The sequence below is a fragment of the Novosphingobium sp. ERW19 genome (genome assembly GCF_012641315.1).
GTDB lineage: Bacteria > Pseudomonadota > Alphaproteobacteria > Sphingomonadales > Sphingomonadaceae > Novosphingobium.
In genome coordinates this window covers 376,106-389,237 of record NZ_JABAIC010000004.1, presented here as the reverse complement: position 1 = coordinate 389,237, position 13,132 = coordinate 376,106, and the positions used below count along the sequence as shown (strand labels likewise).

At 66.0% G+C, this 13,132-nt stretch carries 15 protein-coding genes; 3 read left to right on the top strand and 12 right to left on the bottom strand.

Annotated elements, in window-relative coordinates; translation table 11 throughout:
• Window positions 1-4 precede the first annotated feature (4 nt).
• Genes HGI46_RS10540 through pdxH form a run of 3 tightly spaced genes read right to left on the bottom strand, consistent with a single transcriptional unit; the run spans window position 5 to window position 2,431 of the window.
• Window positions 5-820 (bottom strand): PhzF family phenazine biosynthesis protein, encoded by an 816-nt coding sequence (locus HGI46_RS10540; protein WP_168904106.1) that lies wholly within the window; start codon window positions 818-820, stop codon window positions 5-7.
• Between the two features lie 10 nt (window positions 821-830).
• A complete protein-coding gene (locus HGI46_RS10535; protein ID WP_168904105.1) occupies window positions 831-1,808 on the bottom strand; it encodes a cation diffusion facilitator family transporter in 978 nt (325 codons plus the stop codon).
• Window positions 1,809-1,819: 11 nt separating this feature from the next.
• A complete protein-coding gene (gene pdxH, locus HGI46_RS10530; protein ID WP_168904104.1) occupies window positions 1,820-2,431 on the bottom strand; it encodes a pyridoxamine 5'-phosphate oxidase in 612 nt (203 codons plus the stop codon).
• Window positions 2,432-2,652: 221 nt separating this feature from the next.
• On the opposite strand from pdxH, the gene HGI46_RS10525 reads away from it, so the two are divergent.
• The 3 genes from HGI46_RS10525 to fabI are packed head-to-tail and all read left to right on the top strand — an operon-like array spanning window position 2,653 to window position 5,444.
• Window positions 2,653-3,597: a DnaJ C-terminal domain-containing protein gene (locus HGI46_RS10525; RefSeq protein ID WP_168904103.1), complete on the top strand. Its 945-nt coding sequence runs from the start codon at window positions 2,653-2,655 to the stop codon at window positions 3,595-3,597.
• A 48-nt stretch (window positions 3,598-3,645) separates the two neighbouring features.
• The gene (locus HGI46_RS10520) at window positions 3,646-4,644 is read left to right on the top strand and encodes a YihY/virulence factor BrkB family protein (RefSeq protein WP_118074605.1); all 999 of its coding nucleotides are present in this window, start codon (window positions 3,646-3,648) and stop codon (window positions 4,642-4,644) included.
• Window positions 4,641-5,444, top strand: coding sequence for an enoyl-ACP reductase FabI (gene fabI / locus HGI46_RS10515; RefSeq protein WP_168904102.1), 804 nt, complete (start codon window positions 4,641-4,643; stop codon window positions 5,442-5,444). Before HGI46_RS10520 ends, fabI begins: the two co-directional genes overlap by 4 nt.
• Window positions 5,445-5,533: 89 nt before the next feature.
• Here the strand turns inward: fabI and HGI46_RS10510 are convergent, their stop codons facing one another.
• From HGI46_RS10510 to HGI46_RS10470, 9 genes are all read right to left on the bottom strand, one after another.
• Window positions 5,534-6,109 (bottom strand): hypothetical protein, encoded by a 576-nt coding sequence (locus tag HGI46_RS10510; protein WP_168904101.1) that lies wholly within the window; start codon window positions 6,107-6,109, stop codon window positions 5,534-5,536.
• A gap of 81 nt (window positions 6,110-6,190) precedes the next feature.
• On the bottom strand, window positions 6,191-6,700 hold the full coding sequence (locus HGI46_RS10505) for a demethoxyubiquinone hydroxylase family protein (RefSeq protein ID WP_118072860.1): 510 nt from the start codon (window positions 6,698-6,700) through the stop codon (window positions 6,191-6,193).
• A gap of 1 nt (window position 6,701) precedes the next feature.
• A complete protein-coding gene (locus tag HGI46_RS10500) occupies window positions 6,702-7,184 on the bottom strand; it encodes a disulfide bond formation protein B (protein ID WP_168904100.1) in 483 nt (160 codons plus the stop codon).
• A 13-nt stretch (window positions 7,185-7,197) separates the two neighbouring features.
• A complete protein-coding gene (locus HGI46_RS10495) occupies window positions 7,198-8,541 on the bottom strand; it encodes a S41 family peptidase (RefSeq protein ID WP_118072858.1) in 1,344 nt (447 codons plus the stop codon).
• A 136-nt stretch (window positions 8,542-8,677) separates the two neighbouring features.
• Window positions 8,678-9,892: a peptidoglycan DD-metalloendopeptidase family protein gene (locus HGI46_RS10490; RefSeq protein ID WP_168904099.1), complete on the bottom strand. Its 1,215-nt coding sequence runs from the start codon at window positions 9,890-9,892 to the stop codon at window positions 8,678-8,680.
• 7 nt (window positions 9,893-9,899) lie between these two features.
• Window positions 9,900-10,325 carry a 23S rRNA (pseudouridine(1915)-N(3))-methyltransferase RlmH gene (locus tag HGI46_RS10485; RefSeq protein ID WP_168904098.1) on the bottom strand — a complete coding sequence of 142 codons (426 nt, stop codon included), beginning with the start codon at window positions 10,323-10,325 and terminating at the stop codon, window positions 9,900-9,902.
• A gap of 95 nt (window positions 10,326-10,420) precedes the next feature.
• Entirely contained in the window at window positions 10,421-10,813 is a 393-nt protein-coding gene (rsfS, locus tag HGI46_RS10480; protein WP_039337819.1) for a ribosome silencing factor, read from the bottom strand.
• A gap of 109 nt (window positions 10,814-10,922) precedes the next feature.
• Window positions 10,923-11,627, bottom strand: coding sequence for a nicotinate-nucleotide adenylyltransferase (locus tag HGI46_RS10475; protein WP_346766706.1), 705 nt, complete (start codon window positions 11,625-11,627; stop codon window positions 10,923-10,925).
• Complete coding sequence (locus HGI46_RS10470; protein ID WP_168904097.1) at window positions 11,591-12,868, bottom strand: glutamate-5-semialdehyde dehydrogenase; 1,278 nt, start codon at window positions 12,866-12,868, stop codon at window positions 11,591-11,593. The genes HGI46_RS10475 and HGI46_RS10470 overlap by 37 nt, the downstream gene beginning before the upstream one ends.
• Window positions 12,869-13,132: the final 264 nt, after the last annotated feature.

The window sequence follows — 13,132 nt, the reverse complement described above, 5'->3', positions numbered from 1 at the left end:
TGGCTTACGGGAGGCGGAAGAGGCCTTCCACGACCGTCACGCAATCCCCGCCCAGCAGCACGCGATCACCTTCCAGGCGGCAGATGAAGTCCGCGCCGCGTGCCGAGGCCTGATACGCCGAGAACGTCATGCGGCCGAGCTTGGCGACCCAATATGGCGTCAGCGCCGCGTGGGCCGACCCGGTGGCCGCGTCCTCGTCAATCCCGCCGCCCGGCACGAACACGCGGCTGACGATATCCGCGCCGGAGGGATGCCCCGCGCCCGGCGCGGTAGCGATGAACTGGACGTCGCCGAACCGGAGGAGCGCCTTGAAATCGGGAGCGAGTGCAAGGACTTCGTCGGGCGTGGCGTAATGGAAGATGTTGTAGCCTTCGGTCTGCCAGACCTCGCTCGGCTGCCCCGGCCCGAGCAGGGGCACGGCCTCATCGAAGGTGCCCGGAACGGTGGGCACGGCCGGGAGCGAAAGCACATAGCGATCGCCATCGCGCGCAACTTCAAGCACGCCGGCCTTGCGCGTCGAGAAAGTGACGCGGCCTTGCATCGGGTCCTGCGCCAGCACCACGTGCCCCGATGCCAGCGTGGCGTGTCCGCACATCGCGACTTCGACCGCAGGGGTAAACCAGCGCAGTTCGAAATCGGCCGCGCCGGTGTGATCGGGCACCAGAAACGCGGTCTCGGCGAACATGTTCTCGGCACCGATCGCCTGCAGCGTCGCGTCGTCCGGCCAGGCCTCGAGCATCATCACCGCCGCCTGATTGCCACCCAGCGCGCGGGCGGTGAAGGCATCGACGTGGAAGTAGGGGACTTTCGAATCGGTCACGCGGCTGTCCTCAAGTATTGGGCGCACCTTGGGCGAGGATGGCCGGGCTGGTACCGTCGGGACCTGGGCTGAGCAGATTCTCCGCGCCCATCATGTCCTCGTCGACCAGCCCTTCGGGATCGGGGTGGATGAGGATCTCGACGCCGGGGAACTCCGCCATCAGCTTGTCCTCGATCTCGTCCATAACACGATGCGCCTCGGTCACGGTCATGCGTCCGTCGACCCAGACGTGGAACTGGACGAAATCGCGGTTGCCGCTGGTGCGGGTGCGCAGATCGTGGAGGCCCTTCAGTTCAGGGTGCTGGGCAACGACCTCGAGAAAGCGCTCGCGCTTTTCGAGCGGCCATTCGTGGTCCATCAGCTGATCGACGGCTTCCTGCGATGCGCCCCACGCGCCCCATGCCAGCCACAGCGCGATGCCGAACGCGAACACCGCATCCGCGCCCTTGATGCCCACGTAAGTGTCGAGCACCAGCGCGGCGATGACCGCGAGGTTGAGGAACAGGTCGGACTTGTAGTGGACGTTGTCGGTGCTGATGGCCAGGCTGCCGGTCTGCCGGATGACGTGGCGCTGGTAGGCCAGCAGTGCCAGCGTGGCGCCAAGCGCAATGGTCGAGACGACGACACCCGATTCGGCCTCGGCCACTTGCGCCTGCCCGAGGAACTGCCCGACCGCGCGGAAGGCAAGGCCGATGGCCGAGATTGAGATCAGCACGACCTGGAACATCGCCGCCAGCGCCTCGGCCTTGCCGTGCCCGAAGCGGTGGTTGTGGTCATCGGGCTGCGAGGCGACCCACACGCCGAGCAAGGTCGCAAGGCTTGCCACGAGGTCGAGCGCGGTATCCGCGAGCGAGCCGAGCATGGCGGTCGACCCGGTGGACAGGACCGCCCACGCTTTCATGCCGACCAGCAGCACCGCCACCGAAATGCTGGCAAGCGCCGCCTTGCGATTGAGGTCGGCGTGGGTGTCGGTGCGGGTCATGTCCATGTTTCAGGCCCTTAAGGGTAAAGCAGGGTGCTGGTCCAGCCGCCTGCGCCGTCGCCAACGAAGCGGCGGCGTTCGTGGAGGCGGTAGTCGCGATCCTGCCAGAACTCGATTGCCGAAGGGGTCACGCGGTAACCGGACCAGTGCGCCGGGCGCGGCACATTGCCATCGGGGTACTGCTGCCGCAGCGCATCGACCCGGTCAAGGTAGACCTGCCGGTCGGGCAGCGGGCGCGACTGGTCGGACGCCGCCGAGCCGAGCCGGGATTCGGGATGCCGGCTGGCGAAGTAGGCGTCGGCCTCCGCGGCCGTGACTTCGGCAATCGTGCCTTCGATGCGGATCTGGCGGCGCAGCGACTTCCAGTGGAACAGCAGCGCGACGTTGGGATTTGCCGCCAGCTCCCCGCCCTTGCGGCTGTGGAAGTTGGTGTAGAACACGAAGCCGTCCGGGCCGTGGCCCTTGAGCAGCACCATCCGCACCGAGGGGTGGCCATCGGGCGTGGAGGTGGCCAGCGCCATCGCATTGGGGTCGTTGGGCTCGCTGGCCTGGGCCTGCGCGAACCACGATTCGAAGATCGCGATGGGATCGGCGTGGGGGATCGCGTCGGAATTCTGTTCAGGTTGCACTGGAATTTCCTGAAAGGGGTTTACGGGGTTTACACAGTCCAGAGAAAACTCTCCGGCGGGGTTTTCTGAACGGCCGGGCTCCCTGCCTCGATGGGCAGTCTGGCTTGGCGGGAGCGGTTTTCCATGACCGGGATCAATTGCATGGGACCGGCCTACTCTTCTGCTGCGATGTAGGAAAGCCAACCTTGCGGGCAGGCCGCGCGCGCCCTAGCTAGAGAGCCATGGCCGATCCGTATTCCACCCTGGGCGTTCCCCGCAGCGCAAGCGAGAAGGACATCAAGTCTGCCTATCGCAAGCTGGCCAAGGAACTGCACCCGGACACCAACAAGGACAACCCCAAGGCAACGGAGCGCTTTTCCGAAGTGACCCGCGCCTATGACCTGCTGTCCGACAAGGACAAGCGGGCCAAGTTCGACCGTGGCGAAATCGACGCCGATGGCAACCCGACCGGCCCGTTCGGCGGCGGGTTCGGTGGCGGCGGCGGCTTCGGCGGGCATCAGGGCGGTTTCCGCCACGATGGCGGTTTCGAAGGCGGCTTCGGCGGGGGCCCCGACATCGGCGACATCTTCGAGGGGCTGTTCGGCGGGCGCGGCGGCATGGGTGGTATGGGCGGCATGGGAGGCGGCGCACGCCGTGGCCCTCCCCCCAAGGGCGCCAATGTGAACTACCGCCTGCAGGTATCGTTCATCGATGCGGCAACGCGCGCGAACCAGCGCATCACCTTGTCTGACGGCAAGACGATCGATCTCAAGCTGCCTGCGGGGCTGGAAAGCGGCCAGCAGATGCGGCTGGCCGGCAAGGGCGAGCCCGGCCCCGGCGGCAATGGCGATGCCATCGTCACGCTCGAGATCGGCAGCCACCCGTTCTACGAGCGCGACGGCGACAACATCCGGCTCGACCTGCCGATCAGCCTGGCCGAGGCGCTGAACGGCGCCAAGGTGAAGGTGCCGACTGTCGACGGCGCGGTCATGCTCACCGTTGCGCCGGGCAGTTCGAGCGGGCGCACGCTGCGCCTCAAGGGCAAGGGCTTTACCCGCAAGGACGGCACGCGCGGTGACCAGCTGGTGACGCTGCAGATCGATCTTCCGGCAGATGACGGGGACCTGAAAGCGCGTCTCGAGGGTTGGGCGGACATGCGCAACCTTCGTGACAAGCTTGGTGTCTGAGTGAACGCCCCCGGCCAGACCCCGCCGGGGCCCCGCCCACTTGTCGACATGCCGGATCTTTCGCCCGAAGCCCGGCGGCGTGAAGCACTGCGCTGGCGCTCAGGCCTTGCCGAGGCCCGCGAGAAGCTTGGTCCCGGCAGCAAGGCCTGGGAAGTGATCAAACGGGTGTGGACCGGCGTGTTCAACGACGGCTCGATCCATGCCGGCAATCTGGCCTACATGATCGTGATTGCGCTGTTCCCGTTCTTCATCACGGGGGCCGCGCTGTTCTCGTTCATCGGCGAGGCCAGCCAGCGCGCCGCCGCAATCGATACAGTGCTGATCGCCTTGCCTCCGGTCGTTGCGACGACGATCGAGCCCGTTGCCAGAAGCGTGATCGAGGCGCGGACCGGATGGCTGCTGTGGATCGGCGGAATCTTCGGCCTGTGGACGGTCGGCAGTCTGGTCGAGACGATCCGCGACATCTTGCGCCGCGCCTATGGCACGCGCTGGGAGCACGCCTTCTGGCGATACCGGCTGGCATCGACCGGAATCACGCTGGCGTCGGTTGTGCTGATCCTTCTCGCCATTTTCGCCCAGGTCGTGATCGGTGCGGCGCAGGAGGTGATCGAGGCGTGGCTGCCGCAATTTGCCGATCTGCTTGGCAGCCTTGCCCTGTCGCGCTTCATTCCGGCTGCGGTTCTTTATGGCGCGCTGTGGCTGCTGTTCATTTCGCTGACGCCCGGCGCCTATCGCGGGCGCGGCTATCCGAAGTGGCCGGGGGCGCTGTTCGTGACGGTCTGGTGGATCGTGGTGACGACGCTGCTGCCCACCGCCTTGCGGACGTTCTTTTCCTACGATCTGACCTATGGAAGTCTTGCCGGGGTGATGATCGCCCTTTTCTTTTTCTGGCTTGTGGGCTTAGGGATGGTTGTGGGGGCCGAACTCAACGCCGCACTTGCCGAAACGCCGGAAGAGCGCGACATGCTGGGCCAGGCTGACAATCGCGCACGCGCATCGCGCACAAGCGCCGGGAACGAGACAAGAAGCGAGAACACTGACGCATGACCGGACTTATGCAAGGCAAGCGCGGCCTGATCATGGGCCTCGCCAACGACAAGTCGCTCGCCTGGGGCATTGCCAAGCTGCTTCACGAACATGGCGCTGAACTGGCCTTTTCCTATCAGGGCGAGGCGCTGGAAAAGCGCGTGCGACCGCTGGCAGCGAGCCTTGGCAGCGATTTCCTGATCGAATGCGACGTGTCCGACATGGCCGCGCTCGACCAGACGTTCGAGACGCTGAAAGCCAAGTGGCCGACGATCGACTTCATCGTCCACGCCATCGGCTATTCGGACAAGACCCAGCTGCGCGGAAAGTTCTACGACACCACGCTCGACAATTTCCTGATGACCATGAACATCTCCGCCTACAGCCTGGTGGCGGTGACCAAGCGGGCCATGGAGATGATGCCGAACGGCGGTTCGATCCTGACGCTGACCTATTACGGCGCGGAGAAGGTCGTGCCGCACTACAACGTGATGGGCGTGGCCAAGGCGGCGCTGGAAACCAGCGTGAAGTACCTTGCCAACGACTGCGGGCCTTCGGGCGTGCGCGTGAATGCCATTTCGGCAGGACCGATCAAGACGCTGGCCGCCAGCGGCATCGGCGACTTCCGCTACATCCTCAAGTGGAACGAGCTGAACAGCCCGCTGCGCCGCAACGTGACCATCGAGGACGTGGGCGGCGCGGGCCTCTACCTGCTTTCGGACCTGTCATCGGGCGTGACCGGCGAGACGCATCATGTCGATGCCGGGTATCACACTGTCGGCATGAAGCAGGAAGACGCGCCGGATATCGCGCTGGGGTGATTTCGTTGGCGGGGTGATTTTACCGGCTGTCGCCGGTGCCCACCCCCAACCCCTCCCGCCTGCGGGAGGGAAGACCGCACATTCGATCTTCAGGGCTGCGCGGGCGCGGGGGTAGCCGGAGCCTGCTCCCCGGCTTGCTCCCGTTCGCGCTTCAGCCTTGCTTCGTATTCCTTCTCGATCTGCTCGACCCGCGCCTGTTCGGCGGCGGCATCGGCATCGATCGTCTCGAGACGCTTGGCGCGTTCTTCCTCGATCAGCTTGCCGAACTGGACGTCGGTGCTGTTCTTCTTCTCGGCATAGGCACGATCGATCAGGCGGGAAAGACAGCCGGTGGCGCCGCCAGCGCCCACGGCCGAGCAGGAATTGGTGCCGAAGTTGCCGACCGTCTCATAAGCGCGGACCTTCTGGCTCCAGGCCTGATTGACAAGGGCGTTGGGATTGTCGCGCAGCGGCTTGGGAATGCGGAAGCGCTCTTCCTCTTCCTTGCGCGCGCAGACGGTGATCGTGCTGCCTTCGGACTTGGGGCAGGGATCGTCGCCATAGACGATCAGCTGGTTGACCTTCTCGCCCGAGGGATCGACCAGCGGCTGGTCCGCTTGCGCAAGGGCCGGAGCGGCAAAGGCGCTGGACAGCAGCAGGGCGGCAGGGATCAGGCGCTTCATCATCGGTCTCCGGTCAGGCTTGCCCCGATATAGGGCGCGCTGCCTGTGAATGGTAGATGAAGGAGCGCAGTTCCCTGCGCTGGATCAAATCCGCTTGGAAAGTGCAATGGCGGCGCGGCAGCCGAGGCGGATGGCGTGGAACAGCACTGGGTAGGCGGGCGCCTTTTCCGCGCCTGCCGCCAGCGCGGCATCGCGATGCTCGCGCTCATCATCGCGGAATTCGCGGATCATCGCGGCGAGTTCGGGGTCTTCGTCGCCCAGTTCATCGAGCTGTTCGGTGTAGTGCCGGTCAATCTCGGTCTCGATCGCGGCGGTGCAGGCCATCGCCGCTTCGGGGCCGATCAGGGCGGTGGCCGCGCCAAGGGCAAAGCCTGCTGCCGACCATACCGGCTGGAGTGCGGTGGGCCTCACGCCGCGTTTGGCGATCAGGGCGTCGAACTTTTCGCGGTGTCCGGCTTCCTGCTCGGCCATTGCGGCGATTTCTGCCGAATGCGGTGCGCGGTTGCCCATCACGGCAAGCTGGCCTGCGTAGATCCGCGTCGCGCCGAATTCGCCGGCCTGATCGACGCGCAGCATTTCGGCGAATTTGGTCATCTCACGCTCCCTTGCGGCTCTTGCCGAGCAGCGCAAACACAAGGATCGCGCCTGCTGTCGAGATCAGGAAATTGAACCCGGCGAGGCTGATTCCGAAGAGGTCCCATGGGGCATGGTCACAGCGCACGACCGGGGCATTCATGATCGCATCCAAGGGATTGCCGCCGCCAGCAACGGTCGAGCAAGCGGTGACGCCTTCCCACCAGCCATATTCGACGCCGGCATGAAACCCGCCGATCAGGCCGGAAATGCCGATGGCGGTGGCGGCGAGCGTCACTGCCAGATCGCCGGAGCCCTTACCCTTCATCGCAAGCGCCAGAACCGCCAGAACGATCGCAGCGATGTGCGGATAGCGCTGCCACCAGCACATCTGGCAGGGATAAAGCCCGAACACGTATTGCGAGATCAGCGCCCCGCCCATCAGCGCGGCGGGGACGATCAGGGCAAGCGCGTAGGCGACGTTGCGGGACTGCTGCGAAGTCATGGGCAGCGCCTTATTAGCGCTTCATCTTCGCTGCAAGCGCGGCGCGCGGCTGGGTCCGGTTCAGGGTCTGCACGGCGTAGTACAGCTGGAAATCCTTGATGTCCTTCGCCTTCAGTTCTTCCGGCGTCATCTTGAAGCGCGGGTCCTCGATCTTGTCCTTCTCGAGGTCCTTGTCCTCGAGCTTGATCTCGTTGATCAGGTGGCCGCGCAGGTCGCTCTCGCGGTAGGAGCGCAGCTGGCGCTTGCGCAGGTCGGGGTCGGAAATCTGCGGCACGGTGATATCGGGATCGATGCCGCCTTCCTGCACGCTGCGGCCCGAAGGCGTGTAGTAGCGCGCGGTGGTGAGCTTGACGGCGGTATCGCGGGTGAGCGGGATCAGCGTCTGCACGCTGCCCTTGCCGAAGCTGCGCTGGCCCATGACCACGGCGCGGTGCTGGTCCTGCAGGGCCCCTGCGACGATTTCCGACGCCGAGGCCGAGCCTTCGTCGATAAGGACGATCATCGGAATGCCCTTGGCGATATCGCCCTTGGTGTCGATCTCTGCCGGGTAGACCTCGGTATCGCGGGCATAGCGGCCCCGCTGCGAGACGATCGTGCCCTTGTCGAGGAACAGGTCCGACAGGGCCACGGCTTCATCGAGCAGGCCACCGGGGTTGCCGCGCAGGTCGAGCACGAGGCCGGTGACCTTGCCGCCGGACTTCGCCTTGGCATCGTTCCAGGCGCGCTGGACCGAAGCGCCGACGTCGGCGCTGAAGCTGGAGACCGAAATGACGGCGACATTGCCCTTCATTTCGAGCTCGACGGGCTTCAATTCGATGATCTTGCGCGTGATGGTGACATCGAACGGTTCGTCGCGGCCGGGTCGGAAGACGCTGAGCTTGATCTGCGTGCCGGGGACGCCGCGCATCTGATCGACCGCCTCGTCAAGCGAACCGCCGTAGATCAGCTTGCCATCGAGGTGGGTGATGAAGTCGCCCGCCTTGATGCCGGCGAGGTCTGCCGGGCTGCCCTTGGTCGGCGCGATGACCTTGACCGCGCCGTCGTCCATGGTGACCGACAGGCCCAGCCCGCCGTAGGACCCTTCGGTCTGGGTGCGCAGGTTCTCGAAATCGCGCGCGTCAAGATAAGCGCTGTGCGGATCGAGCGTGGCGAGCATGCCGTCGATCGCGCCCTTGAGCAGCTTGTCGTCGTCGACCGGCTCGACATAGCTGGACTTGATCCGTTCGTAGACGGCCATGAGCTTGCCAAACTCGGGGCCGGACTTGGCGTCGACGGCGGCAAGGCCGGTGGTCGCGGCAGGGATCAGCGCAACAGCGGTAACGAGCGCGGTTGCGCGCAGCAGTGGGGCGAACTTCATGTGCCCGGGGGCCTTTCGCGAAGAGGCAATCATTGCAGCGGTTCTATAACCGGCTCTGAATTAACACCAGATGAGGTTTTGGGACAGGGCGAGCCCGCTTCGTCGACAAACTGCAGTTGGCGTCCGACCAGCGTCGTCAGCCGCGCACGTCGAGCGGGTTTACCGGGGTGCCATCGCGGCGCAACTCGACCGTGAGGACCGGACGGCCCGGCCCGGCGATTCCCAGTGGCGAGCCTTGCACGACCTTGTCACCCACCCGCGCCGCAACGCGGCCGAGATTGGTGACGAGCGTGGTCCAGCCGCCGGAATGTTCGACGATGACGATGGTGCCATAGCCGCGATAGGGCCCGGCAAAGGCGACGCGGCCATCGGCGGGGGAGACGACTTGCGCGCCTCCCGCAGGCGCGAGCGAAACGCCCGTTGTCAGGCCCGTAGGCGACTGCGCGCCGAAGCCCGAGACGAGACGGCCCGAGACCGGCATGATCCAGGCGAGCTTCGGCGTGGATGTAGCGAGGAGCGGCGGCGGCGCGTCCAGCACCTTGAGTACCTCGCCCGGACGAACCGGCGGCAGCACCGGGCCGGGGAGTGCGGCAAGTTGCTGGCGCAAGGCACCGTCGGCTTCGAGCTTGCCCATCAGGCCGGACAGGTCGCGGGTCTGTTCGGCCAGCGCCAGGGTACGATCGGATTCCTGCGCGGCAACGCCCTGCGCCGCGCGCGATGCCAGCCGCTGGCGGCTCTCAAGGGCGGCAAGTTCGGTGCGGCGGGCGCCGAGGGACTTTTCACCTTCGCGCAATTGCTGCGCGGCGAGACGCGCTGCATCCTGCAGCTTGCGACCGCGCACGATTTCGGCGCGCAGGGAGGCAGTGCGCCGCTGCACTTCGGGGAGCATGGTCTCCATCACTGCGCGCAGGTGGATGGTGTCGCGCACCGAATCGGCGCGTACGAGACTGAAAGCGAGCGGGCGGCGGGCCATCATCTGCAGCGCGGCGGTAAGACGCACGACCGGCTCCTGCCGCTCGGCCATGCGGTTGCGCAAGGTTTCGCGCTGGCGATCGATCAGCACGATCTTCGCCTGCGCCAGCTGGATCTCGGCCTCGGACTGCTGGATGCGGGCAGCGACAGCGGCGGCTTCGCGCGCCGTGCGGTCCGCCTCGGCGGTAACCTTGCGCGCGGCCTGTTCGAGCTGTTCGGCGCGGCTGCGCGATTGGGCCAGTGCCTGCCCCGCACGGCGCAGCACCTCGCGGGCCTCACCGGCATCGGCATAGGGCGTGGCCTGCTGCGCCGTGACCTGCCAGCCCAACACGCCAGCCAGCGACAGGCATATGAAGGCAAAGGCAAGGCGTGACGTCATGCCGCCACTATCCTTCGCGGTGATAGGGATGGCCAGCGAGAATGCTGGTCGCGCGCCAGAGCTGTTCGGCGAGCATGGCGCGCGCCATCATGTGCGGCCAAGTGGCCTTGCCAAAGGCAATGAGCAGGTCGGCGGAATCGCGCAAAGGGTCATCATGACCGTCCGCCGCGCCGATCAGGAAGCGGCATTCGCGTACGCCATCATCGCGCCACCGGCCAAGGATTGCCGCGAACTCGCTTGAGGTCAGCTGCTTGCCGCGTTCATCAAGCGCGACAGTGCGGGCGGGCGTCTGCGATGGTGGGGGGATGGAGCCGCCCCGGTCGGGCAGCTCGGTCATCTTCCAGCCCCACGAAATGCGCTTGGCATAACGCTCGACCAGCTCGGCCTCGGGCGAACGACCGATCTTTCCGCGGGCGATGACGTGGAGCAGCATGGGCGGGGTCTAGCGGGATTTACACCGCAAGAGAATCCCCTGGCGAAAATGCAGCCGCAAGCCCTTGGCGGAAGCCAAGGGCGCACTTCACGAACTCACGCCGCGCCAGCGTCTCCGAAGGCCCACATGCGTTCGAGGTTGTAGAACGTGCGCACTTCCGGGCGGAAAAGGTGGACGACCACGTCGCCCGCATCGATCAGCACCCAGTCTGCCGCGGGAAGCCCTTCGATCCGCACGTGGCCGAAACCGCCGTGCTTGATGCGCTCGGCCAGCTTCTGCGCCATTGCGGCGACCTGACGGGTCGATCGGCCCGAGGCGATCACCATGTAATCGGCAACGGAGCTCTTGCCCTCAAGCGGGATGGACACGACCTCCTGCGCCTGATCGTCGTCAAGCGACTGCAGCACGAGATCGTGCAGCGCGGCGGGGGTGTAAGGAGTCTTGGGTGCGGTGCCGGCATTGGCCGACAGCGGTTGTACGCTGGTCATGATGCGCGAAATGGCCTCCGTGGCTCAAGAGTCAAGTGATAACGGTTGGAACGCGCAAGAGTTTCTATGCTCCGCCCCGTGGCGGAACATGGATCAAGGTATTGCGCGGTCAGGGTTTTCCTCGCTTGATAAGGCCCCGATTGATCCGGCGATGCGTGACGGCATCGCGCATGGCCGCATTGCCATAGCGGCGTGACCAATCAGGGTCATTTGCGCGAATCGCGCTGGCAGACCGATGGTCAGGATCAAAGCGAAGAATGGTCAGCGCCGGAGCGCTCCGCATTGCGCCGGAGACGAACTGTCCGGGCCGCTGGCGCCAGCGGCGCAGCCAGGCCATGGCAGGACTTGCCAAGGCAGCCGAATCATAACCCGGACGCGCGATCACCGCAATCGGCATCTCGCGGGCGATCTGCCGCCAGTGTTTCCACTTGTGGAACTGGGCAAGGTTGTCAGCCCCCATCAGCCAGATGAAGCGGCGTCTTGGATAGCGCCGCTTGATCGCGCGCAGGGTGTCGACAGTGAAGCGCGTGCCGAGTTCACGCTCGATCGCGGTGGCGCGGATCGGAGCGTTGCGGCTCTGCCCGCGGGCCGAGGCCAGCCGCGCTTCGAGCGGAGCCATGCCCTGCACCGGTTTGAGCACGTTGCCGGGCGAGACCAGCCACCACACCTCATCCAGCCCCAGCGCTTGAATCGCGAAGAGCGTGACGCGGCGGTGGCCGCCGTGCGCGGGGTTGAAGCTGCCGCCGAACAGGCCGGTCAGGGATGCTGCGGGATTCCTCAGGGTCTCACTTGCCCCGAACCGCGGACCAGCCACTTGTAGGTGGTGAGGCCTTCGAGCGCGACCGGGCCGCGTGCATGGAGGCGCCCGGTGGCGATGCCGATTTCCGCGCCAAGGCCGAATTCGCCACCATCGGCGAACTGGCTGGAGGCGTTGTGCATGACGATCGCACTGTCGACTTCGGTGAGGAAGCGGTCGGCCACGGCCTGATCCTCGGTGACGATGGCGTCGGTATGGCCCGAGGCATGGGCGGAGACGTGCGCCAGTGCTTCATCGAGGCCGTCGACCACGGCGACCGAGAGGATGGCGTCGAGATATTCGGTGTCCCAGTCGTTCGCGGCGACAGGCACGATGCGCGGATCGATGGCGCGGGCGCGGGCATCCCCGCGCAGCTCGCAACCTGCATCGAGCAGCGGTTCGACCAGGCCGTGCGGATCGGGATAGGTCGCATCGATCAGCAGCGTTTCCATCGCCCCGCAGATGCCGGTGCGGCGCATCTTGGCGTTGAGCACGATCGCCTTGGCCATGGCGGGATCGGCAGCGGCGTGGACGAAGGTGTGATTGATGCCATCGAGGTGGGCGAGAACCGGCACGCGGGCATCGGCCTGGACGCGTGCGACGAGGCTCTTGCCGCCGCGCGGCACGATCATGTCGATCAGGCCAGCGGCGGCGAGCATGGCACCAACGGCGGCGCGGTCCTGCGTGGGCATGAGCTGGACGGCATCGGCGGGCACGCCACCTTCGACGAGGCCAGCGACCAGCGCCTTGTGGATCGCGCGGTTGGAGTGGACAGCTTCGGAGCCGCCGCGCAGGATCGTGGCGTTGCCGGAGCGGACGCAGAGCGCAGCGGCATCGGCGGTCACGTTGGGGCGGCTTTCGTAGATGATGCCGATCACGCCGACGGGAATGCGCAGGCGCTGCAACACCATGCCGTTGGGGCGCGCGGCCTCCGAAATGACTTCGCCGACGGGATCGGCAAGGCTGGCCACCTGTTCGACCGCATCGGCGATCCCGGCAAGCCGCTCCGGCGTCAGCTTGAGGCGATCGAGCATGGCGCCGGTGAGACCATTTGCTTCGCCATTGGCCATGTCCTGCGCATTGGCGGCGAGGATTTCGGCCTCGGCAGTGCGCAGGGCTGCAGCGGCAAGTTTGAGCGCGCGCTCCTTGGCTGGCGAATCCATCCGCGCCAGCTGGCGCTGCGCCGTGCGGGCGGCGCGGGCGAGGCCTTCGACCAGATCGGTCACGGATTCGGGCTGCTGTGCGGGCTGACTGGACATGGGCTGCGCACTAGCACCGCGATTGTCGCGTGTCATCCGGATGGGAGCACGAACCGTCGAGTCGAAATCTTCGAGAGCGCGCATTGTGCGCCTGCTTACACCGCTGCAAACGATTCATCGGGGGACTCACACGATTCAGCGCGTCTTTCCCGATTCGGATTCGCCAGCCGGGAACCCGACGTCTAGTCCGCGCCGCGACGGGATCTGAATTAACCAAAACCACGCAGATATACGACGGGGGTCGCCTGCCTGTGCCATCGATAA

Coding starts and splice junctions, on each gene's coding strand:
- HGI46_RS10535 (WP_168904105.1), bottom strand. CDS start 1,808: ATGGACATGACCCGCACCGACACCCACGCCGACCTCAATCGCAAGGCG.
- HGI46_RS10525 (WP_168904103.1), top strand. CDS start 2,653: ATGGCCGATCCGTATTCCACCCTGGGCGTTCCCCGCAGCGCAAGCGAG.
- HGI46_RS10520 (WP_118074605.1), top strand. CDS start 3,646: ATGCCGGATCTTTCGCCCGAAGCCCGGCGGCGTGAAGCACTGCGCTGG.
- fabI (WP_168904102.1), top strand. CDS start 4,641: ATGACCGGACTTATGCAAGGCAAGCGCGGCCTGATCATGGGCCTCGCC.
- HGI46_RS10510 (WP_168904101.1), bottom strand. CDS start 6,109: ATGATGAAGCGCCTGATCCCTGCCGCCCTGCTGCTGTCCAGCGCCTTT.
- HGI46_RS10505 (WP_118072860.1), bottom strand. CDS start 6,700: ATGACCAAATTCGCCGAAATGCTGCGCGTCGATCAGGCCGGCGAATTC.
- HGI46_RS10500 (WP_168904100.1), bottom strand. CDS start 7,184: ATGACTTCGCAGCAGTCCCGCAACGTCGCCTACGCGCTTGCCCTGATC.
- HGI46_RS10495 (WP_118072858.1), bottom strand. CDS start 8,541: ATGAAGTTCGCCCCACTGCTGCGCGCAACCGCGCTCGTTACCGCTGTT.
- HGI46_RS10490 (WP_168904099.1), bottom strand. CDS start 9,892: ATGACGTCACGCCTTGCCTTTGCCTTCATATGCCTGTCGCTGGCTGGC.
- HGI46_RS10485 (WP_168904098.1), bottom strand. CDS start 10,325: ATGCTGCTCCACGTCATCGCCCGCGGAAAGATCGGTCGTTCGCCCGAG.
- rsfS (WP_039337819.1), bottom strand. CDS start 10,813: ATGACCAGCGTACAACCGCTGTCGGCCAATGCCGGCACCGCACCCAAG.
- HGI46_RS10470 (WP_168904097.1), bottom strand. CDS start 12,868: ATGTCCAGTCAGCCCGCACAGCAGCCCGAATCCGTGACCGATCTGGTC.